General features: G+C 67.5%; 15 protein-coding genes. 5 read left to right on the top strand and 10 right to left on the bottom strand.

The window, feature by feature from the left end; all coding sequences use genetic code 11:
• Window positions 1-70: 70 nt before the first annotated feature.
• Complete coding sequence (locus ABD255_RS39445) at window positions 71-895, bottom strand: GNAT family N-acetyltransferase (protein ID WP_344221934.1); 825 nt, start codon at window positions 893-895, stop codon at window positions 71-73.
• Window positions 896-1,062: 167 nt separating this feature from the next.
• Here ABD255_RS39445 and ABD255_RS39450 point away from each other — a divergent pair, with 167 nt between their 5' ends.
• Together ABD255_RS39450 and ABD255_RS39455 are read left to right on the top strand one after the other, a co-directional pair.
• A complete protein-coding gene (locus ABD255_RS39450; RefSeq protein WP_344221935.1) occupies window positions 1,063-7,506 on the top strand; it encodes an RHS repeat-associated core domain-containing protein in 6,444 nt (2,147 codons plus the stop codon).
• 181 nt (window positions 7,507-7,687) lie between these two features.
• Window positions 7,688-11,716 (top strand): RICIN domain-containing protein, encoded by a 4,029-nt coding sequence (locus ABD255_RS39455; protein WP_344221936.1) that lies wholly within the window; start codon window positions 7,688-7,690, stop codon window positions 11,714-11,716.
• Window positions 11,717-11,802: 86 nt separating this feature from the next.
• On the opposite strand, the gene ABD255_RS39460 is transcribed toward ABD255_RS39455, so the two are convergent.
• Complete coding sequence (locus ABD255_RS39460; RefSeq protein WP_344221937.1) at window positions 11,803-12,297, bottom strand: GNAT family N-acetyltransferase; 495 nt, start codon at window positions 12,295-12,297, stop codon at window positions 11,803-11,805.
• Between ABD255_RS39460 and ABD255_RS43970 the strand changes: the two genes are divergently transcribed.
• The gene (locus ABD255_RS43970) at window positions 12,241-12,405 is read left to right on the top strand and encodes a VOC family protein (RefSeq protein WP_425554643.1); all 165 of its coding nucleotides are present in this window, start codon (window positions 12,241-12,243) and stop codon (window positions 12,403-12,405) included. The genes ABD255_RS39460 and ABD255_RS43970 overlap by 57 nt on opposite strands.
• Here the strand turns inward: ABD255_RS43970 and ABD255_RS39465 are convergent.
• From ABD255_RS39465 to ABD255_RS39475, 3 genes are read right to left on the bottom strand one after another with little or no spacing between them, the layout of a single operon-like run.
• Window positions 12,375-12,980 carry a CGNR zinc finger domain-containing protein gene (locus ABD255_RS39465; protein ID WP_344221938.1) on the bottom strand — a complete coding sequence of 202 codons (606 nt, stop codon included), beginning with the start codon at window positions 12,978-12,980 and terminating at the stop codon, window positions 12,375-12,377. The two genes, ABD255_RS43970 and ABD255_RS39465, sit on opposite strands and share 31 nt — an antisense overlap.
• 58 nt (window positions 12,981-13,038) lie before the next feature.
• On the bottom strand, window positions 13,039-13,380 hold the full coding sequence (gene trxA, locus ABD255_RS39470) for a thioredoxin (RefSeq protein WP_344221940.1): 342 nt from the start codon (window positions 13,378-13,380) through the stop codon (window positions 13,039-13,041).
• The gene (locus ABD255_RS39475; protein WP_344221941.1) at window positions 13,377-13,742 is read right to left on the bottom strand and encodes a MerR family transcriptional regulator; all 366 of its coding nucleotides are present in this window, start codon (window positions 13,740-13,742) and stop codon (window positions 13,377-13,379) included. The genes trxA and ABD255_RS39475 overlap by 4 nt, the downstream gene beginning before the upstream one ends.
• 77 nt (window positions 13,743-13,819) lie before the next feature.
• Between ABD255_RS39475 and ABD255_RS39480 the strand changes: the two genes are divergently transcribed.
• Entirely contained in the window at window positions 13,820-14,323 is a 504-nt protein-coding gene (locus tag ABD255_RS39480; RefSeq protein ID WP_344221942.1) for an NUDIX domain-containing protein, read from the top strand.
• On the opposite strand, the gene ABD255_RS39485 is transcribed toward ABD255_RS39480, so the two are convergent.
• The 5 genes from ABD255_RS39485 to dxr form a co-directional block, all read right to left on the bottom strand.
• Window positions 14,300-14,869: a nucleosidase gene (locus ABD255_RS39485; RefSeq protein ID WP_344221943.1), complete on the bottom strand. Its 570-nt coding sequence runs from the start codon at window positions 14,867-14,869 to the stop codon at window positions 14,300-14,302. The two genes, ABD255_RS39480 and ABD255_RS39485, sit on opposite strands and share 24 nt — an antisense overlap.
• 44 nt (window positions 14,870-14,913) lie before the next feature.
• Window positions 14,914-15,795: a trypsin-like serine protease gene (locus tag ABD255_RS39490; RefSeq protein WP_344221944.1), complete on the bottom strand. Its 882-nt coding sequence runs from the start codon at window positions 15,793-15,795 to the stop codon at window positions 14,914-14,916.
• An 83-nt stretch (window positions 15,796-15,878) separates the two neighbouring features.
• A complete protein-coding gene (gene ispG / locus ABD255_RS39495) occupies window positions 15,879-17,030 on the bottom strand; it encodes a flavodoxin-dependent (E)-4-hydroxy-3-methylbut-2-enyl-diphosphate synthase (RefSeq protein WP_344221945.1) in 1,152 nt (383 codons plus the stop codon).
• A gap of 21 nt (window positions 17,031-17,051) precedes the next feature.
• Window positions 17,052-18,380: a M50 family metallopeptidase gene (locus ABD255_RS39500; RefSeq protein ID WP_344221946.1), complete on the bottom strand. Its 1,329-nt coding sequence runs from the start codon at window positions 18,378-18,380 to the stop codon at window positions 17,052-17,054.
• Complete coding sequence (gene dxr / locus ABD255_RS39505) at window positions 18,377-19,603, bottom strand: 1-deoxy-D-xylulose-5-phosphate reductoisomerase (protein ID WP_344221947.1); 1,227 nt, start codon at window positions 19,601-19,603, stop codon at window positions 18,377-18,379. The genes ABD255_RS39500 and dxr overlap by 4 nt, the downstream gene beginning before the upstream one ends.
• Before the next feature lie 132 nt (window positions 19,604-19,735).
• On the opposite strand from dxr, the gene ABD255_RS39510 reads away from it, so the two are divergent.
• A complete protein-coding gene (locus ABD255_RS39510) occupies window positions 19,736-20,311 on the top strand; it encodes a DUF1707 SHOCT-like domain-containing protein (protein WP_344221948.1) in 576 nt (191 codons plus the stop codon).
• The last annotated feature ends 93 nt before the right edge of the window (window positions 20,312-20,404 follow it).

Below are 20,404 nucleotides of genomic sequence, written 5' to 3' on the forward strand. Positions count from 1 at the left end.
GGGCGGGGCGGCGCTGCCGATCAGCCAACCTCACCAGTGGTCACCGGACCATCACAGTGAGCGCTCAGCATTAGAACAGGATCGTCGCGAACGTCTCGATGGTCCGGAAGCCGACCCGCTCGTACGCCGCCCGGGCCGGGGTGTTGAAGGCGTTCACGTACAGCGTGACGACCGGCGCGATCTGCCGGGCCAGCTCGACCACGGCCGCCATCCCCGGCGCCGCCAGACCTTCGCCGCGTCGCTCGGGATCAACCCAGACGCCCTGGATCTGGCAGACCCCGGTGCCGACCGATCCGATCTCGGCCTTGAACACGACCTTGCCGTCCTCGATCCGCGCGAACGCCCGGCCGGCCCGGATCAACTCGGCGACCCGGGACCGGTAGAAGGTGCCGTCCGGTCCGGTCTGCGGCGGCACCCCGACCTCCTCGGTGTACATCGCCACACAGGCCGGGTAGAGAACGGACAACTCGACGGGCTCGACCGCCCGGACCAGCGGATCGGGAGCGATCGCCGGCGGACCGTCGATGACCATGAACGGCTGGTCGTCGCGTACTTCGCGCGCCGGTCCCCAGTGCGGTTCGAGCGCGGTCCACAGCTGGTCGACGGCCCGGGCCGGTCCGAGGATCTGGAAGCAGTTGCGGCCGCGGCGCAGCGCGTACGCCGCGAACGAGCGCAGCGCGGCCTCGCCCGCACCGACCGGAACCATGTTGCCGCCGGCATGGCAGAGAGCTTCGAGCTCGCCCTTCTCGACGTAGCCCCAGACCTCCGCGCCGCGCCGCGGATCGAGCCCGGACGCCTGCACCAAGCTGTCCACGAAGACGTTCACGACCGGATCGCGGGCGATGACGGACCTCGCCGCTGAGAGGTCGCGAGGACCCAGTACCCGTACGCCCACGCCGCAGAACCTAGCCGATGACAGCCGCTCAGGCCCGTAACGGGTCGGCCGAGCCCTTTCAACCACGCTCGAATGCCTCGATTCGACGAGAACCGAAAGAGTTGTCAGGTCTGACCGCGACAGAGGAACGTACAGGTCCCCACCCGCCTGCGCTGAGGAGACCGACCATGTCCACGCGCTTTCTCCGGCGGCCGCGCGCTCGCCGGGCCGGCCGTCTCGCGATCGCCACAGCGACAGCGACAGCCCTGATCGCCACCGTCTGGGGGCCGGCCGCACAGGCCGGCCCGCTGAAGGACGACCCGCTGTGGAAGCCCAAGAAGGAGAAGCCGGTCCCCGGCTCGAACTACAAGCCGATCCCGAAGGCGGCCGATCCCGCCGAGGCGAAGGCCGTCAAGGCGACACCGAAGGTGGCCTGGCCGGCCGCCGGGGCCGCGGAGGTCGCGGTTCCGGCGCCGGCTGCAGGATGGACGGCGATGCTCGCCGGCCGGCAGGCAGGCCCGCGGGCGCGCGCCGGCTCGTTGCCCGTCTGGGTGGGCTCCGCGATCCCGGCCAGCGCCACCGCGACGGCCAAGGCATCCGACACCGCGCCCGCGACACTGCGGATCGACCTGTCCCGCCGCGCCACTGACGGCCTGCTGCTGAAGCTCACGCGCACCGACGGCCTCAAGCAGCCCGGCAAAGTCTCCCTGCAGCTGAACTACAACGACTTCCGCGATGCCTTCGGCGGCGACTGGGCCCTGCGCCTGCAACTGCTCAAGATGCCCGCCTGCGCCCTCACCCGGCCCGGCACGCCCGCCTGCGCCGGCACCCCGGTCCCTGTGCAGAACAGCGGCGACGGCACGCTGACCGGCGATGTCACCGTCAGCTCCGGGACCGAGCTGTACGCCGTCCAGTCCTCGGCCGCGGGTGGCACCGGCAACTTCGGCGCCTCCCAACTGTCCCCCACCGCAACGTGGCAGGTCGGCGGTTCCTCCGGCGACTTCACCTGGAACTACCCGATGAACGTACCGCCGGGCAACGGCGGACCGGCTCCGCAGATCGCGCTCGGCTACAGCTCGGGCGGCGTGGACGGCCGTACCTCGGCCACCAACAACCAGCCGTCGTGGGCCGGTCAGGGGTTCGACCTGCAGCCCGGTGGCTCGATCGAACAACGCTTCGCCTCCTGCGGGTCCAAGACCGAAAGCTCCGGCAACAACGGCACCCGAGCGACCGGTGACCTGTGCTGGGCCGGTGAGAACGCCGTCTTCAGTCTCAACGGCAAGGGCGGCGAGCTCGTCAGGGACGACGCCACCGGAACCTGGCGTCCGCGCAACGACGACGGCTCCAAGGTGGAGAAGCTGTCCGGCGCCGACAACGGCGACGACGGCCGGATCGACCAGCAGCAAGGCGAGCACTGGCGGCTGACCACCAAGGACGGCACCAAGTACTACTTCGGCCTCAACAAGTTGCCTGGTGCCACCACCCAGCGGACCAACTCGAGCTGGACGGTGCCGGTGTTCGGCAACCACTCCGGTGAGCAGTGCTTCGCCGCCGGGAACTTCGCCGGCTCCTGGTGCCAGCAGACGTACAAGTGGAACCTCGACTACGTCGTCGACCGGCACGGCAACACCATGAGCCTGTACTACGACACCGAGAAGAACTACTACGCCCGGAACCAGACCGCCACCGCGGTCACGCCCTACACCCGGGCCGGCCACATCCGCACCATCGAGTACGGCCAGCGCGAGAATGCCCTCTACACCACGCCCCCGGTCGGCAAGGTCCAGTTCAGCACCACCGAGCGATGCCTGGACGGCAGCGCCTGCACTGCGGACGCGGACTACCCGGACGTGCCGCTGGACCGGCGCTGCATCGGTGCCAACGGCGCTGCCCCGGCCAACTGCGACAACAGGTTCAACCCGGCCTTCTACACCACCAAGAAGCTGTCCAAGGTGACCACCGAGATCGCTCGCGACACCACCTTCAGCCCGGTCAGCTCGTGGTCTCTGCGCTACGCGTTCCCCGACAACGGCGACGGCACCAAGCCGGCCCTGTGGCTCGACGCGATCACCCACGCCGGTCACGTCGGCAACGCAGGCGGTGTCGCGATCCCCGAGGTGAACTTCGACGGCATCCAGCTGGCCAACCGGGTCGACAAGGTCGGCGACAACCTGCCCGAGATGAACTGGTGGCGGATCAACCGCGTCTCCTACGGCACCGGTGGCGAGCTGGCGGTGGGCTATTACCCGATGGACTGCAAGCCCGGCGACACTCCGGCGCCCGACACGAACGGCCGTCGCTGCCACCCGATGAAGTGGACGCCGCCGGGCTCCACCGTCGAGCAAACGGACTGGTTCCACAAGTACGTCGTTCGGTCGGTCACCGAGACCGACCGCATCTCCGGCACCGAGCCGGTCGTGACCACCGTGGCGTACCCGAACCCGCCGGCCTGGCGGCACGACGACGAGGACGGCCTGGTCGAGATCGGCCAAAAGACCTGGTCGCAATGGCGTGGCTACGACCAGGTCGAGGTCCGGAAGGGCAATACCGGGGGTCCGCAGACACTGACCGTGAACCGCTACTACCGCGGGATGTACGGGGACAAGTTGGCCGGCACCACCGCCATCAAGGAGGCGACGATCGAGGACTCCACCGGCGTCAAGGTCAATGATCTGCTTCCGCTGGCCGGCCAGCCCCGCGAAACCTCCACCTTCAACGGCACCCAACTGGTCACCCGCACCATCACCGACCAGTGGGTCTCCGCCCCGACCTCGACCCGCACGCGCACCTGGGGAACCACCAGCGCCTACCAGGCCCAGCAGGCGGGCAACCGTCAGGTGGAGACGCTCGCGAGTGGCGGTGCGCGCCAGAGCACCGCGACCAACAATTACGACGCCAACGGTGTCCTGCTCAGCAGCAACGACCTGAACGACCTGAGCACCGCTGCCGACGACACCTGCACGACGTACGAGTACACGAAGAACGACACTCTCGGCATCCTCGAGATTCCCAAGCGTGAGCTCTCCGTCGCGGTGGCGTGCGGCACGCCGCACACGCAGCAGCAGGTGATCTCCGACAACCGCACCTTCTACGACAACGCCACTTCGATCGACACGGCGCCGATCAAGGGCGACGTCACCAAGACCGAGCGGCTGATGGGCTTCGGCTCGGACGGCAAAGCGCAGTACCAGACCGTCAACACCACCACCTACGATGCGCTTGGCCGGGCCGTCGAGATGACCGACGCAGACGGGCAGAAGAGCACCACGACCTACACCCCGACCGGTGCCGGCCCCGTGACCAAGGTCGAGTCGACCAAGCCGAATGGCCACAAGACCTCGATCGAGTTTGAGCCGGCCTGGGGTGAGGAGGTCGCCGTCACCGACGAGGCGGGCAAGCGGACCGAGGCGACGTACGACCCACTCGGCCGGACCAAGAAGGTCTGGTACCCGGGCCGCACCGGCGCCGCCATCGCGTCCGCGCAGGCAGGTGCCAACATCGCGGGCATGGCCGCCGCCGCGGACAACGAGGCGACGCCGGACGTCGAGTACGACTACACCCTCTTCTCGAACGCGCCGATGTCGGTGAACACCAAGACGCTGCAGACCGACGGCGGCATCGAGTCGACACTGCAGCTGTACGACGGCCTGATGCGGCCGCGACAGAGCCAGCAAGCCGCGCAGGGCGGCGGACGTATCGTCAACGAGGTCATCTACGACAGCCGCGGGTTGGAGGTCAAGGAGAACGGCCCGTACTACAACGATGCTCCCCCGGTCGGTGAGGTGCTGATTCCGGACGAGGAGAAGCTCCCGACCCAGAAGATCACCCAGTACGACCTGGCCGGCCGCCCCACAGCGGAGCTGTTCAAGTCCGAGAACGCGCCCAAGTGGCAGACCACTCATACCTACAACGGTGACAGCGAGTCTGTCGACCCGCCGACCGGTGAGACGCCGACCACCAAGGTCACCGACGTACAGGGCCGCCTGCTCGAGCTGCGGCAGTACACCGGCGACGGCCCGACCGGTGGCTACGACAGCACCAAGTACACCTACACCAATCGCGGGCAGCTCGAGTCGATCGTCGATTCCGCGAACAACAAGTGGTCCTACGAGTACGACGTACGCGGCCGCAAGACCAAGGAGACCGACCCGGACAAGGGCATCACGACGTACAGCTACGACGAGCTCGACCGGATGGCGGCCAAGACCGACGCCCGAGGGATCACCCTGGCCTACGCGTATGACAGCAACGGCCGAACGACGGGTGTTTACGAAGGTTCGCTTGATGGTCACCAGCGGGCCGGCTGGATCTACGACACGCTGCTGCCCGGTATGCCGACCTCCTCTACTCGCTACGACGCGAACGACAACGCCTACACGACCAGCGTGACCGGCTACGACGATGCGGGTCGGGCAACCGGCACGGAGTACGTCATCCCGGCCAACGAGGGCGCCTTGGCGGGCACGTATCGATTCGAGTCGACGTACCGGCCTGACGGCCAGACCGATACGGAGACGCTGCCTGAGATCGGCGGACTACCTGCCGAGACGTTGACTTATGGATACGACGCCAAGGACCAGCCGGCGACACTGAAGTCGGCCGATACCGATTACGTCCGCGGCACCGGCTACACGCCGTTCGGCGAGGTGGAGCGGGTCACCCTCGGCGCGACGGAGGGCAGATGGGTGGAGCTCGGGTACCAGTACGAGACCGGCACCCGACGACTCTCGTCCGTGATCACCCAGCGGGAGACGCTTCCGCGACGGATCTCGGAGGTGCAGTACACCTACGACGACTCCGGCAACATCAGGCAGATCAACGACGTCCCGTCCGCGACCTCGAACGCCCCGACCGACACGCAGTGCTTCACCTACGACCACCTGCGCCGGATGACCGCCGCGTGGACACCCGCGCCGGACGCGGACAACGTCCCGGTCGATTGCATCACCGCCACTCCCGCTGCCAACCGCCTGGGCGGCCCAGCGCCGTACTGGCACTCCTGGACCTTCGACAAGATCGGCAACCGCAAGACCGAGACCAAGACCTGGTCCGGCGGCTCCACCACGTCGACCTACGCGTATCCCACCATCGGACAGGCCAGGCCGCACGCAGTACAGAGCGTAGTGACCACCGGGACCGGGATGCCGGTCGGCGGCCGCACCGACAGCTACACCTACAACGAGACAGGTGATCGCAAGACCCGTACCTCGGGCGGCGTCGGTGAGACCTACGTCTGGAACGCCGACGACGACCTCGAGAAGGTAGTGAAGGGCGGCCAGGAGACCCAGTTCCTGTACAACGCCAACGGTGATCGACTGATCCGCCGGGACAACACCGGTACGACGCTCTACCTCGGCGACACCGAACTGCTGCTCAAGGCCGGCACCACCACGGTCGACGGGACCCGCTACTACAAGCACGGTGAACAGACCGTGGCGGTCCGGACCAAGGGCAACCTGCACTGGCTCGGCGCCGACCATCACGGCACCTCGACCACGACGATCGACAACACCGCCCAGCAGAACGTCCAGCGGCGCCGTGAGGATCCGTACGGCAACCTGCGCGGCGCGGCGCCCACCGCCTGGCCCGGCCAGCGCGGATTCGTCGGCGGCACGAACGACCCGAGCACCGGCCTGGTCCACCTGGGCGCCCGCGACTACGACCCGACGATCGGCAAGTTCATCTCGGTTGATCCACAGATGGACATGACCGATCCGCAGACGCTGAACGCCTACGTCTACGGCAACAACAACCCAGTCACGTTCAGCGATCCGGACGGGCTGTCCTGGTTCAGCAGCATCGTCACCAGCATCAAGACGGTCACTGAGACCGTGACCAGACGCGTCGTCGACACGGTCAAGGAAGCCGTCAGGGTCGTCACCCCCGTCATCAGTTGGGTGAAGGACCGCGTCACCGCAACCATGGAAGCCGTCAAGACCTTCGTGGCCAAAACGGTCGAAGTCGTCAAACAGGTCGTCAAGACCGTCAAGACGGTAGTCAAGAAGGCCGTCAAAACAGTTCAGAAGATCACCAAGAAGGTCGCCCAGGTCGCCAAGAAGGCGGTTGCCAAGGTCAAACAGGTCGCCAAGACCGTCGTCAAAACAGCCAAGGCGGTAGCTCACAAGGTCGCGGCGGTAGCCCAGAAGGCGGCCAACTGGGTTTACGAACATCGAGCTCAAATCCTGGCCGTGGTCGCCGAGATCGCTCTCACCGTAGCCATCGGCGCTCTCACCGGCGGCGTAGGTGCGCTCGCGGTCCGCGGTGCAATCATGGCCGCGCGGTACGCCGCCTCGTCGGCCAGGATGGCGGCCACGGTCAAGCGGTTCGAGGTCGGCTACAAGGGAGTACACATGGGTCACCAGGAGAAACACTTCCTGGGTGCCAAGGGATATATTCCCGGCCGAAGTGAACTGACGGCGGACCCCATCAAGCTGATCAACAACAGTTTCGGTCGTGGCCGGCAGGTCGGCCCGAAGCCGCCGGGAGTTGCCGGACACAAGGAGAAGGTCACCTTCAACGAGCAAATTGGCACGTCGGTCGGGCGGGACGGAAGCCGGACGCCAACGAACAGTGGCGTCATCCACTACAACCAGAAGGGACAGGCGCATATCGTACCGGCCCTGCCTGAATGATCGAGCTGTGGTCGAACTGACCGGCATTTGATGTCGGGCAGGAGGGCAGCCAGGCTGGTGCCCTCCTGCCGTGTCCCGCCGGCCGGAGCCGGTGAATCCCTAGACGCTCGAGGATCGGTAGCGGTCGGCTGGACCGTGCCGCCGGCGAGCGCCACAAGCAACGTCGCGTGAGGGTGATGGTATGAGGTTCGGTCGGCTGTGTGTTGGGGTGGCTGCTGTCGGGGTGCTGATCTCGATGGCGGTGGTGCCTGCGGAAGGAGCCGTGGAAGTGCAGCCGGGCGTGGCACCGAATGCTGTGATGGACAAGGACGATCCGCGTGATTTGTCGCCGCTGGCGAAGGCTGGTGTCGAGGCACGGCAGTCCGGCCGTCGGGTGGAGGTGCCGTCGCTGCGGTCGGAGACGGCCGAGGTCTACGTCAACCCGGACGGGACCAAGACGATGGACCAGCACGCGGTGCCGGTCCGGGTGCGGAAAGGGACGGGGTGGGTCGCGCCGGACTCGACGTTGGTGAAGCTTGCCGACGGCACCGTTCGGGCCAAGGCGGCGATGACGCCGATCGTCTTGTCGGGTGGCGGGTCCGGACACCTGCTGACTATCGGCGAACGCGGGCAGCGGCTCAGCATGGGGTGGCCCGGGAAATTGCCTGCGCCCCGGTTGGACAAGTCGACCGCGGTCTATCCGGAGGTGCTGCCGGGTGTCGATCTGCGGATCGATGTCGGGATCAACGACTTCTCGCACCTGCTGGTGGTGAAAAACCGTGCGGCGGCGCTGAACCCGGCGCTGCGGACGTTGCGCTACCCGATCAGCAGTGACTCGCTCAAGCTGACAGTCCGGCCCGACGGGACGACACTGGCCAGGGACCGGAAGGGCAAGCAGGTCTTCAGCGCGCCGCCGCCGACGATGTGGGACGCGACGAAGAAGCCGTTTCGGCTCGGAATCGCACTGGCCGGGACAGCGATGACACTGACGCCGGACCAGAAGATGCTGGCCGACCCGAAGACCAAGTTCCCGGTGCTGATCGATCCGTCGATCGGGGGCGGGCTGATCAACTGGCTGCACGTCAGCAACATCATGGGCAACCAGACCGCCTGGAACTACGACCGGCTGGACGAAGGCGCGAAGGTCGGGCGGGTCTACGGCGACGCCGGCAAACTGTACCGATCGATGTTCCTGCTCCGCACGACGAGCGGCGCCCAGACCATCGCGGGCAGCCAGATCGTCGGTGCCACCTTCCGGATCACTCTCAACAAGACGCCGACCGGTTCGCCGACGCCGACCCAGCTCTGGTGGCTCAACGACCTCAGCACCAGCTCCTACGTCGACTGGAACAACAACGAAAGCTTCTGGCGCCAGCATTTGGACACGGTCTACGGTGAGGCCTATCCGTGGACCGAGGACAACCAGATGGAGTTCAGCCCGGCCAGTGGCGCCTTGCGCAACGTGCTGCAGGACGTCGCGGACGGACGCCGTTCCACGGTGTCCTTCGGGCTGCGCGCCGCGGACGAGAACAACCAGAGCCAGTGGAAGAAGTTCCATCCGCACACCGCGGTCATCTCGATCACGTACAACACCATGCCGCGGATGCCGAAGGACCTGAACTTCACCAGGCCACGGCCGTGCGGCACCAAGACGGCGCCGACGGCGATCGCGAACCTCCAGCCGCAGTTCTCCGCGATCGCGAACGACCCGGACGCCGGCGACAACGTCACCACCACGCTGCAGATCCTGAACGAGGCGAACGCCGTCGTCCACACCGCGGATGTCGGTCCGACGGTGAGCGGCGCGGCGTTCGCCTGGCCGGAGGTCCCGGTGGGCAAGTTGGCGAAGAACACCCTCTACCGCTACAAGGCCTTCACCCGCGACGGCCACGCGACCGGCCCGAGCACGCCGGACTGTTACTTCACGGTGGACACCGACCGGCCCGCGTTGCCGGTGATCCAGTCCACCGACTTCCCCAACGGTGAACCGACCGGCCTGATCCACACCCGCCAGGCCGGTACGGTCATCTTCAAGCCGGGGAACGTGGCCGACACCGACATCACGGAGTACGCGTACGGTTTCCAGCAGGACAAGATCACCCTTCGGGTGAAGGCCGGCGCCAACGGCGTGGCGACGATTCCGGTGACGCTGAAGACCGAGTCGCAGCCGTTGTTCGTGAAGGCGATCGACCGCGCCGGCAACTGGAGCAGCAACTACAAGTCGTGGTCCCTGCAGGCGATCCAGAACCCCGCACAGCCGACCCTGGTACGCAACGACGCGAACGGTGACGGCAAGGCGGACATCACCGCCGTCTTCGACCATGGCTTCGGCCGGACCGCGGTCTGGAACTTTACCTCGGCCGGCAGCAGCTTCCACAACGGCTACATCGGCTGGGACAGCGGTGAGGGCGGCGGCTTCAACCTCTACCGCACCCGTCCGGTGCAAGGTGACTGGAACAAGGACGGCCGCACGGACCTCGCCCTCTTCCGCGAAGGCGCCGGCCGCCAGGTCTGGCTCTACAAGCTCGACTCCGAAGGCAACCGGTACGACGCTCCGCCGGCGGTGTGGACGAGTGGCCCGAACGGCTGGCCGCTGAGTACGGCGCGAACCATCGGCGGGGACGTCGACGGGGACGGCCAGAGCGACATCGTCGTCCAGAACGCGGGCACGCAGAACTGGAGCGCACTGGTCTTCCGGGCGGCGAACAACTTCGCAACGCCGACCACCTGGGCCACTGCCGCCGCCGGCAACCCCTGGGCCGGCAGCACTCCCCTGCTCGCCGACATCGACGGCGACAACAAGGACGACCTCCTCAGCATGCGCAACCTGACCGGTTGTCGCACGGTGGTCGACATGTATCGCTCGACCGGGACCGGCTTCGCCGCGGCTCAGACGATCTACGACTCCGGTGCGGGCAACTACTGCTGGGAGAAGAGCAAGCCCGCCGTCACTGACGTCGACGGCGACGGCAAGGACGACATCGTCGGCCTCTACGAGCACAGCACCACGGGGACCGGGCAGAGCGACGCCGGCCTGACGGTCTTCCGCTCGACCGGGACCAGCTTGGTGCAGAGCTCGTGGTGGCGGCAGGCTGGTGAGCCCGACCTGTCCAAGGCGACCCTGTCAGCCGGTGACTTCGACGGCGACGGCAAGGGCGACGCCGCCATCCTGTACGCCGGTGGCGCGGCTGGTGACCGCCAGGTCTACACCTTCCGTTCCAGCGGTACGGCCTTCGGCGCCAAGGTGCTGGCCTGGGGTGGCCCCACCGGCGCCGTCACCGGGCCCAAGTTCGACATCGAGCGACGGACCTACGACCTGGTCAACCGCAACAGCGGCAAGTGTCTCAACGTCCAGGAAGCCAGCACGGCGAACCTGGCCCGCTACATTCAGTGGACCTGTCTTCCGGTCGATCTCAACGCGCGGTTCCACATCGACCCCGTGGCCGGCACCGAGCAGTACGCGCTGAAGCCGGTGCACACCGCGGTCGGCGAAGGTCCGGTGAAGTGTGCGGACATGGACGACTGGAGTCTGTCGGACGGCGGCCAGCTGCTCCAGTGGCCGTGCGGGGACGGCAACGGCGATCCGACCGCGAATCAACAGGTCACGCTGGAGTACGTGGACGGCGCAAGCTACGACACGGTCGTCCAGCTGAAGCTCGCCCACAGCAAGAAGTGCCTCAGCATCATCGGGGGCGCGGTGACCGACAACGCACCGGTGCAGCAGGAGACCTGTGGTCAGGGCGCGAACCAGCAATGGATCCTGCGGCCGTCGTTCAACGCCACCCAGCTCGGCGAGAACATGACGGCCCGCTATCGCACCTCGGCGGCGACGAGCACGACCCAGGTGCTCGACATCGAGAACTGTCAGACCGCGGACGGCGCCAACGTGCGGATGTGGGACGACATCGCGGGCAGCCCGTGTGAGAGCTGGAAGCTGCAGAGCGTCGGGGACGACGTCTACAAGATCGTCGATCCGAATTCGTCCAAGGCGCTCGATATCGACGGCTGCTCCAAACTGCCCGCCGGAGTCGTCACGATCTGGACCAGCAACGAGTCCGAATGCCAGCTGTGGCGGATCGAGCCGAGCCCGGGCGGCACCTACAGCGTGGTGCAGGTCAGCTCGGGACTCTCGCTGGATGTAGCCGGCTGCAGCAGGCTGCCCCATCCCGAAGTGATCACGTGGTTCTACCACGGCGGTCCCTGTCAGCGTTGGTCCTTCCAGAAGCGCTGACAACCGACCAGTCCGGGAGGCGTCGTAGCTACCGATCAGGTAGACGAACTCACGAGCCGCCGCGATTCCCCACGCGGCGCGGCGGCTCAGAGGTCGCGACTCATCCACATCACTTCGGCACCGAGATCCCGGTCGGGTGTTCTCGCCTGCGCGCCGAAACCGTGCTTGCGATAGAAGGTGATCGCCGCTTCGTTGGTGACGAGCACGTCCAGCAGCAGTTGGGTGCTGCCATCGGGGAGCACCGCGATCGCGCCGTCGAGAAGGGCCTGCCCGACGCCTCGTCCTTGGTACTCCGGCAGCACGGAGAGCTTCCACAGCACCCAGAAGTCAGCCTCCCGCCCGAGCCCTGCCATCCCGACGACCCGTTCTCCATCGAGCGCGACCAGCGTGATCCCCTCGCTGATCCCCCGCTCGACCGCCTCCGGTGACCACCACGCCGCCAGCCCGGCATCCTCGGTCTGGAGGTCTCCGGCGACGTGCAGGCCGACATCGAGGAGATCCGCGGCCGCGGCGGCCGGATCGTCCTGGAACCCACCGACACCGGCTGGGGAACCACCTCCGCGTACGTGGCCGGACCGCACGGAGTACTGGTCGAGCTGTTCCGCCCGCTGGCGGCCCCTTCAGGTGCTCTAGGCAACCAACCTGTTGTCGAGGGGCGTCAGCTGTCGTCGTGGCGGCGGGTGCGGTAGCTGCCTACCTTGTTGCGGTTGCCGCAGCGCTGCATCGAGCACCAGCGGCGGTTTCCGGGGCGCGAGGTGTCGTAGAACATCAGCGCGCAGTTGTCGCCCGCACACATCCGCAGGCGCTCCGGCTTGCGGCCGAGCAGGTCGACCAACTCACGGGCCGCCGCGCCAAGCACCTGGCTGCCGGTGATCGGGGTTTCCCATTCCCTGCGCCCCACCGCGCTCAGGCGGACTGTCGGTAGCGGACCGACCATCTGGTTGATCAACTCCAGGTCCTTCGCGTCTACGTCCGCGGGCGGGATGCCGGGAACGGGCTTTGTGGCAGTCAGCGCGGGAATGACTCGCCAGATCGCCGCGCGGAACTCCTTGACCCGGTCGAGCTCGACCCGGCTGATCCGGACCTGCTCCTCGGAGAACGGAAGCTCCAACGCCAGATGTGAGTCCGGCAGCCAGGCCGCAAGGTCCTCCGGGGTGTGGAGGATCTCGTACCGGTCCCACGGCGGCGGACCACCGGTGAGGAGCAGCTCCAGAGCGAAACTGCCCGAGTCGAACGTGTGGGTCACCCCGTCCGTAGACGTCAACCGTCGTGCTCCTGGCGTCATGCCTCCACGATAGTCGGCGTGACACCGGTTCAAGCAGTTACAGCTGCGTCCCGGTCAGCAGCGCGTCATCGAGCTCCTTCAGCAGCTTGGCCTTGGGCCGGGCTCCGACCACCGACCAGACCACCTCGCCGTGGTGGAACAACATCAGCGTCGGCAACGCCATCACCCGGTAGTTCGCCGAGATCGCCGGGTTCTCGTCCGAGTTCAGCTTCACCACGCTGAGCCGGTCATGGCGCTCGGCCGCGATCTGGCCGAGCACCGGCACGATCTGGTGGCATGGCGGGCACCATTGCGCCCAGAAGTCCACCAGCACCGGCTTGTCCGCGCCCAGCACCTCCTGCTCGAAGTTGCTCTCGTCAACCACTCGCAGATCCGTCATACCTTCGTCCTCCAGTTCTCGGCATCGGTCAGGAGTTCGGTCAGCCGGGCCCGCAGGTCCGTCAGTTCGGCGATCCGCCGGTCCACCTCGGCGATCCGGGTCCGGTACGCCGTCAGCGAGGCCGGGCAGACGTCGGCCCGGTCGTTGCCGGCCCGCAGGCACTCGATGAACGGATACGTCTGCTCCGCGGTCAGCCCGAGCGACAGCAAGGCCTTCACCTCGCGGACGACGATGACGTCCTCGGCGCTGTAGATCCGGTACCCGTTCGCTTCCCGGCCGGGCTTCAGCAGCCCCTGCGATTCGTAGTACCGAACCGCCTTGACTGTGACGCCGGCCTCGGCCGCCAGGTCGCTGATATGCATCCCGCCTCCTCGTGAACGACGCTAAACCCTGCCCTTAAGGTCAAGGTCAAGGTCAAGGTCAAGCCAGAATAGGCGGCATGCTCCTAGGCACGTTCGTCCATGACCGGAATCTCGACCTGACCGCCCGCACGGTGCAACGAACCGCAGTTCGCGGCGTACTCTTCCGCGGCGACGAGGTGCTCCTGCTGGCATCGCGGCACGGCGACTACAAGTTCCCCGGCGGCGGTGTCGAGCGCGGAGAGTCGATGCCTGCTGCCCTGATCCGGGAGTTCGAGGAGGAGTGCGGCCTGACCGGCGTCGAGGTGGGACTGGCGCTCGGGACGACGGTGGAGTACCTGCGCGCGGCCGAACCGGAGTACGAGGTGTTCAAGATGATCTCGCACTACTTCTACTGCTCGGGGACCGGAGACTTCGGCTCGCAGGCGCTCGAGGGCTACGAGAGCGAACTCGAACTGGAGCCGCGCTGGGTGACCGTGGCGGACGCGCTCCAGGCGAACCAGTCGGTCCAAGCCGCCGGCGTCGGCGTCATGCGCTGGCTCGTCCGCGAGACCCAGGTCCTATCGCACCTGGCCGACCTCTGAGCGGACCCACTCCCCCAGCACCTTGGCGCTGGCATCGACGAGGGCGGGCCAGTCCATCGAGGCCTCGTCGGCAGAGTCTGACACGTGCTTGACCAGCCGCACCGGTACGCCGTACTCCCGGCAGGCGTAGACGACGCCGTACGCCTCCATGTCCACCAGGTGCGCCCGCTCGGCAAGCCGCGTCCGGATCACCGGGTCGGTGACGAACACGTCCCCCGACGCGAGCACGGACCCGTCTCCGCCCTCGACCTTCAGCGACTCCTGCGGGTCGAGCCCGATCGCCCGGACCGCGTCGGCGTTGATGTCGTGGTTGATCACCTCGCTGGGCAGGTAGAGCCCGGCCATGCCGTCACGCAGGGCGCCCGTAGTACCGACGTTCAGCACGACCAGGTCCGCGGCCTCCCGCCCGGCCAAAGCTTTCGCCAATGCTTTGGACACGGCCACCGCGGCGGCGGTCTTGCCGATCCCGGTCACGACGACCGGGATCCCCTCCGGCACGTACTTCGCCTCGGCCCGGATCGCGCTCACCACCATGTACTCCGTCACGCCGCGAAGGGTATCCGGTGAACGCGAACCAAGCCCGGCCGACGTCAGGGCAGCCGCACGTACGGCGCCAGGAAACTCCGGGCCGACGGGGTGTCGAGGCGGTACGTCACATTCGTCGCGTAGCAGGGAGTGTCGCCGGTGATGGTGGTTGCCGCCAGCACCATCTTGCCACCGAGCGTGACGAAGTTCGGACCGCCGGAGTCGCCGTAGCAGGCACCACCGTTGCCCTGCGGCGCCGTCATGGCCAGCCGCACCCAGGTCTTGTTCAGCGCGTTGAAGTCCACCGGCGCCTTCATCCGGACGCCACCACCGGGGTGGGTCTGACCGCCCGGCCCCCGAACGGCTTCCTCAGTGCCGTAACCGACCACGAGCCAGGAGGCGGCATCCAGCGCACGGCTCCCGAGTTGGTCGAGCTGTCCGGCCGTCGGCAGGATCGCCGGGGTGAAGCTCCAGACATCGGCAGGATCGGTCGGCCGGGTCGCGAAGTCGATCACGCCGATGTCGTGGGAATCCGCCGAGTTCCCCGGGAAGGCCGGGTCCTGGTGCGTGTCTCCCTCGACCGCGTCGCCGGCCTGGACGAAGGCGGCGGCCGTCTGCGCGGGTGTCAGCCCCTGCGCCGCGGCCTGATCGAGGAGCGACTGGACATCCTGCTCGAGGGACACGTAGAAGCGGGTCCCGGCCGGCCAGTCGTCGGTGCAGTGAGCCGCCGTGAGGTAGGTGTCGCGGTCGATCATCGTCCCGCTGCAGACCCAGTCGAACCGGTCGGGCACGCCGTCGCCGGTGGTGTCCCACAACGCCAGGAAGGCGCCGACCTCGGTCCGCTCCGGCGCCGGTGAGGCGTTGTAGGAGTTGATCGCCGCGGCCGGCAGGGTGCTCGCGCAGACGGCGGCACCGGTCGCGAGTACGGCGAGGATCTTGCTTCTCATGGTCAGCCTCCTGGACGGACGGCCCGCCACCAGGCGGGCGGGCCGTTGGCACTTTAGGTCCTCGGGGCTGCCGTGGGAAGGAGTCAGCTGACGGTGACGGTCGGCTCGCCGCCCTCGACGGACTCGCCCATCTCCTCGGCGATCCGCATCGCCTCTTCGATCAGGGTCTCGACGATCTGCGACTCCGGCACGGTCTTGATCACCTCGCCCTTGACGAAGATCTGGCCCTTGCCGTTGCCGGAAGCAACACCGAGGTCGGCCTCGCGGGCCTCGCCCGGACCGTTCACGACGCAGCCCATCACGGCGACGCGGAGCGGCACCTCCATGCCCTCCAGCCCGGCGGTGACCTGCTCGGCCAGCGTGTAGACGTCAACCTGGGCCCGGCCACAGGAAGGGCAGGAGACGATCTCGAGCTTGCGCTCGCGCAGGTTCAGCGACTGCAGGATCTGCAGGCCGACCTTGACCTCCTCGACCGGCGGCGCGGACAGCGAGACGCGGATCGTGTCGCCGATGCCCTTCGACAGCAGCGCGCCGAAGGCGACGGACGACTTGATCGTGCCCTGGAAGGCGGGACCGGCCTCGGTGACGCCGAGGTGCAGCGGCCAGTCGCCCCGCTCCGACAGCATCTCGTAGGCCTTCACCATCACGACCGGGTCGTTGTGCTTGACCGAGATCTTGAAGTCGTGGAAGTCGTGCTCCTCGAACAGCGACGCCTCCCAGACCGCCGACTCGACCAGCGCCTCGGGCGTGGCCTTGCCGTACTTCTGCAGCAGCCGCGGGTCCAGCGAACCGGCGTTGACGCCGATCCGGATCGACGTGCCGTGCGCCTTGGCGGCGGCCGCGATCTCCTTCACCTGGTCGTCGAACTTGCGGATGTTGCCCGGGTTCACCCGGACCGCGGCGCAGCCGGCCTCGATCGCGGCGAACACGTACTTCGGCTGGAAGTGGATGTCGGCGATCACCGGGATCTGCGAGTGCCGGGCGATCTCCGGCAGCGCGTCCGCGTCGTCCTGGGACGGGCAGGCGACCCGCACGATGTCGCAGCCGGCCGCGGTCAACTCGGCGATCTGCTGCAATGTCGTGTTGACGTCCGAGGTCAGCGTGGTCGTCATCGACTGCACGGACACCGGGGCGTCACCGCCGACCAGCACCTTGCCCACCTTGATCTGGCGGGTCTTGCGGCGCGGGGCGAGGGTCGGCGGAGGCAGCGCGGGCATGCCCAGGGAGATGCTCATTTTTCCTTTTACCGTTGAGAGTTATCCGTTGAAGAGCTTGATCGGGTTGACGATGTCGGCGACGACGAGCAGTACGCCCATCACCACGATGCAACTGGCCGCCACGTAGGCGATCGGCAGCAACTTGGCCACGTCCACGTAGCCCGGGTCGGGCCGGCCGAACAGCTTGGCGAAGCCGCGCCGGATGCCTTCCCAGATGGCGCCGATCATGTGCCCGCCGTCCAGCGGCAGCAGCGGGATGAAGTTGAACAGCGCGAGGAACAGGTTCAGCGAACCGAGCAGACTCACCAGGGTGAACGCCTTCTCGCCGGTGGCCAGATCGCTGGAGGCGACCTCTCCGGCCACCCGGCTGGCGCCGACCACGCTCATCGGGCTGTCCTGATCCCGCTCGCCGCCGACGATCGACTTGGCCACGCCGACGAGCTTCTCGGGGAACCGGCCGAGCGCCTGGACGGTGCCGACGGTGAGCTCGCCCATCCGGTCGACGACGAAACCGAAGTCCTGCCGCTCGACCTTCCGCTCGGGTGAGACGCCGAGGAAGCCGACGGAGACGAACTTGTCGGAGCCGGGCTTCTCCACCACCTGGTTGAGGATGGTGTTGGTCTGCAGCGGGACCTGCTCGCCGCCGCGCTCGACGACGATGGCGGCCGGCTTGTCGGTGTTGGCCCGGATCAGCGGGGTCAGTTCGTCCCAGCTGTCGATGGCGGTGCCGTTGAACGACAGGATCTTGTCGCCCACCTGGAATCCGGCCTGCTTGGCCGGCGAGACCTTGTCCTTCGGCTCGCACTTGCGGTCGGCCGAGGCCTCGGAGGCGGGAATCACGCAGTCTGTGACGGTGGCGACGGTGGTCTGCGCGATGGGGGCGCCGTACAGCATGTACAGCCCGCCGAACAGCAGGAACGCGATCGCCACGTTCACCAGCGGTCCCGACGCCATCACGATCAGCTTCTTCCACCACACCTTCTGGTAGAAGAGCCGGCCGTTGTCGGCCGGGTCGATCGTCTCGTACTCCGCGTTGCGCGCGTTCTCCACCATCGACTGGATCGGGCCGGTGTTGGCCTTGCGGACCCGCAACGGCTCACTCGGGTCCTGGCTGTCCTGAACGTTCTTGCTCGGCGGCAGCATCCCGATGATCCGGACGAAGCCGCCCGCGGGGATCAGCTTGATCCCGTACTCCGTCTCGCCGCGCTTGGTGGACCAGACGGTCCGGCCGAAGCCGACGAAGAACTGCGTCACCTTCATGCCGAACGCCTTCGCGGGCAGCATGTGACCGAGCTCATGCAGTCCGACCGACACCAGGATGCCGATCACGAACAGCACGATGCCGACAAGGGTGAGGAGTGCGCTCATGCCTGTGTTGTCTCCTGGCCTTGGTCGTTTCCGGTGGCGGTCAGTTCGCGGGCCCGGGCCCTGGCCCAGGCGTCCGCGGCGAGTACGTCGTCGATGGACAGTTCCTCGTACGAGGGTACGTCGTGTTCGGTGACAATCCGTGCGACGGTGTCGACGATGCCCAGGAACGGCAGCCGCCCGTCCCGGAACGCCTCCACACAGACCTCGTTCGCCGCGTTGAAGACCGCGGGCGCGGTACCGCCCCGGGTTCCGGCCTCACGCGCGAGCTGTACGGCGGGGAACGCCTCACCGTCGAGCGGGAGGAACTCCCAGGTGCTCGCCTTGGCCCAGTCCCACGGCGGAGAGGCGTCCGGTATCCGGTCGGGCCAGCCGAGGCCGAGCGCGATCGGCAGCACCATCGTCGGCGGCGAGACCTGCGCCAGGGTCGACCCGTCGTGGAACTCGACCATCGAGTGCACCGCCTGCTGCGGATGGACGACGACGTCGACCCGGTCCATCGGGATGCCGAACAGCAGGTGCGCCTCGATCAGCTCGAGCCCCTTGTTCACCAGCGTGGCCGAGTTGATGGTGACGACCGGGCCCATCGCGAAGTTCGGATGGGCCAGCGCCTGCTCGACGGTGACGTTCTCCAACTCCTTGCGCTCCCGGCCGAGGAATGGCCCGCCACTGGCGGTCAGCAGCAGCTTGCGTACTTCGTCCGCCGACCCGCCGCGCAGGCACTGGGCGATCGCGCTGTGCTCGGAGTCGACGGGCACGATCTGGCCCGGCTTGACCCGCCTGGTGACCAGCGGTCCCCCGACCACGAGGGACTCCTTGTTGGCCAGGGCAAGAGTGTTGCCCGCGTCCAGCGCGGCGAGCGTGGGCCGCAGCCCGACCGATCCGGTGATCCCGTTGAGGACCACATCACACGGCATCCCGGCAAGCTCGGTCGAGGCATCGGGGCCGGTGAGGATCTTGGGGATCCGGAACTCGCCCTGGGCATAGCCCCGGCGCTGCGCCTCGGCGTAGAAGGCGAGCTGGAGGTCCTGGGCGACGGTGGCCTTGGAGACGCCGACGACCTCGACCTCGAACTCCAGTGCCTGCTGGGCGAGCAGCCCGACGTTGTCGCCGCCCGCGGAGATCGCGAGCACGCGGAACCGGTCGCGATTCCGCCCGATCAGTTCCAGGGCCTGGGTGCCGATGGAGCCGGTCGAGCCGAGAATGACGATGGTTCGCGAATTCACCCGGCCATTCTTCCAGGTGAGCGGCTGACCGGACGATTCGCAGTACGGTCCGGGCTTGGTGGGTCACGGTCCGTCAAATCCGCGGGCCGAGCGCTGGTGGCGATGGAACCGCTTACCGATACCTTTGCTGCCATGAGTCTGGAACAGCCGCCGCCCGGCCATCGCGCCTCTGATCACGACCGCGAGCGCGCTGCCTCGGTCGTCCAGGAAGCCCACAGCGACGGCCGGCTGGACTTCGAGGAACTGGACGAGCGACTCACTCAGATCTACGCGGCCAAGACCCAACTAGAGCTCCGTACTGCGACCGCCGACCTGCTCCCGGTCCCGCACGGGAGCCCCGCCGAGTTGACCATCCGGGCCAAGCACAGCGCCCAGAAGCGCGAGGGCGCCTGGCACGTACCGGAGCGGATCACCGCCCTCCCCGAGCACTCGTCGGTGAAGCTCGACTTCACCGACGCGATCGTGCACCTGCGCGAGATCCACGTCGAGGCCCGCCCGAAGCACAGCTCCATCGTGATGATCGTGCCGGCGGGCTGGAGCGTGGACATCGACGACGTCGACATGGTCGGCAGCAGCGCCACGAACAAAACCGGTAGTCCGAGCAGCGGCGGCGTCCGCCTCCGCATCACCGGCGAGGCCCGCTACAGCAGCATCACCGTCCGCCACCCCCGCAAACGCCACTGGTGGTGGCCCTGGTATCGCAAGTAACAGCCCACCCCCACCCGATACGGATAGCGTGAGCTCAGTGTCAGGGTGACGTTGCCGCTCGCGCGGTGGTTGGATCCTGAGCACCTGGAGCCT

Origin of the sequence: Kribbella sancticallisti (assembly GCF_039530625.1) — a bacterium.
GTDB lineage: Bacteria > Actinomycetota > Actinomycetes > Propionibacteriales > Kribbellaceae > Kribbella > Kribbella sancticallisti.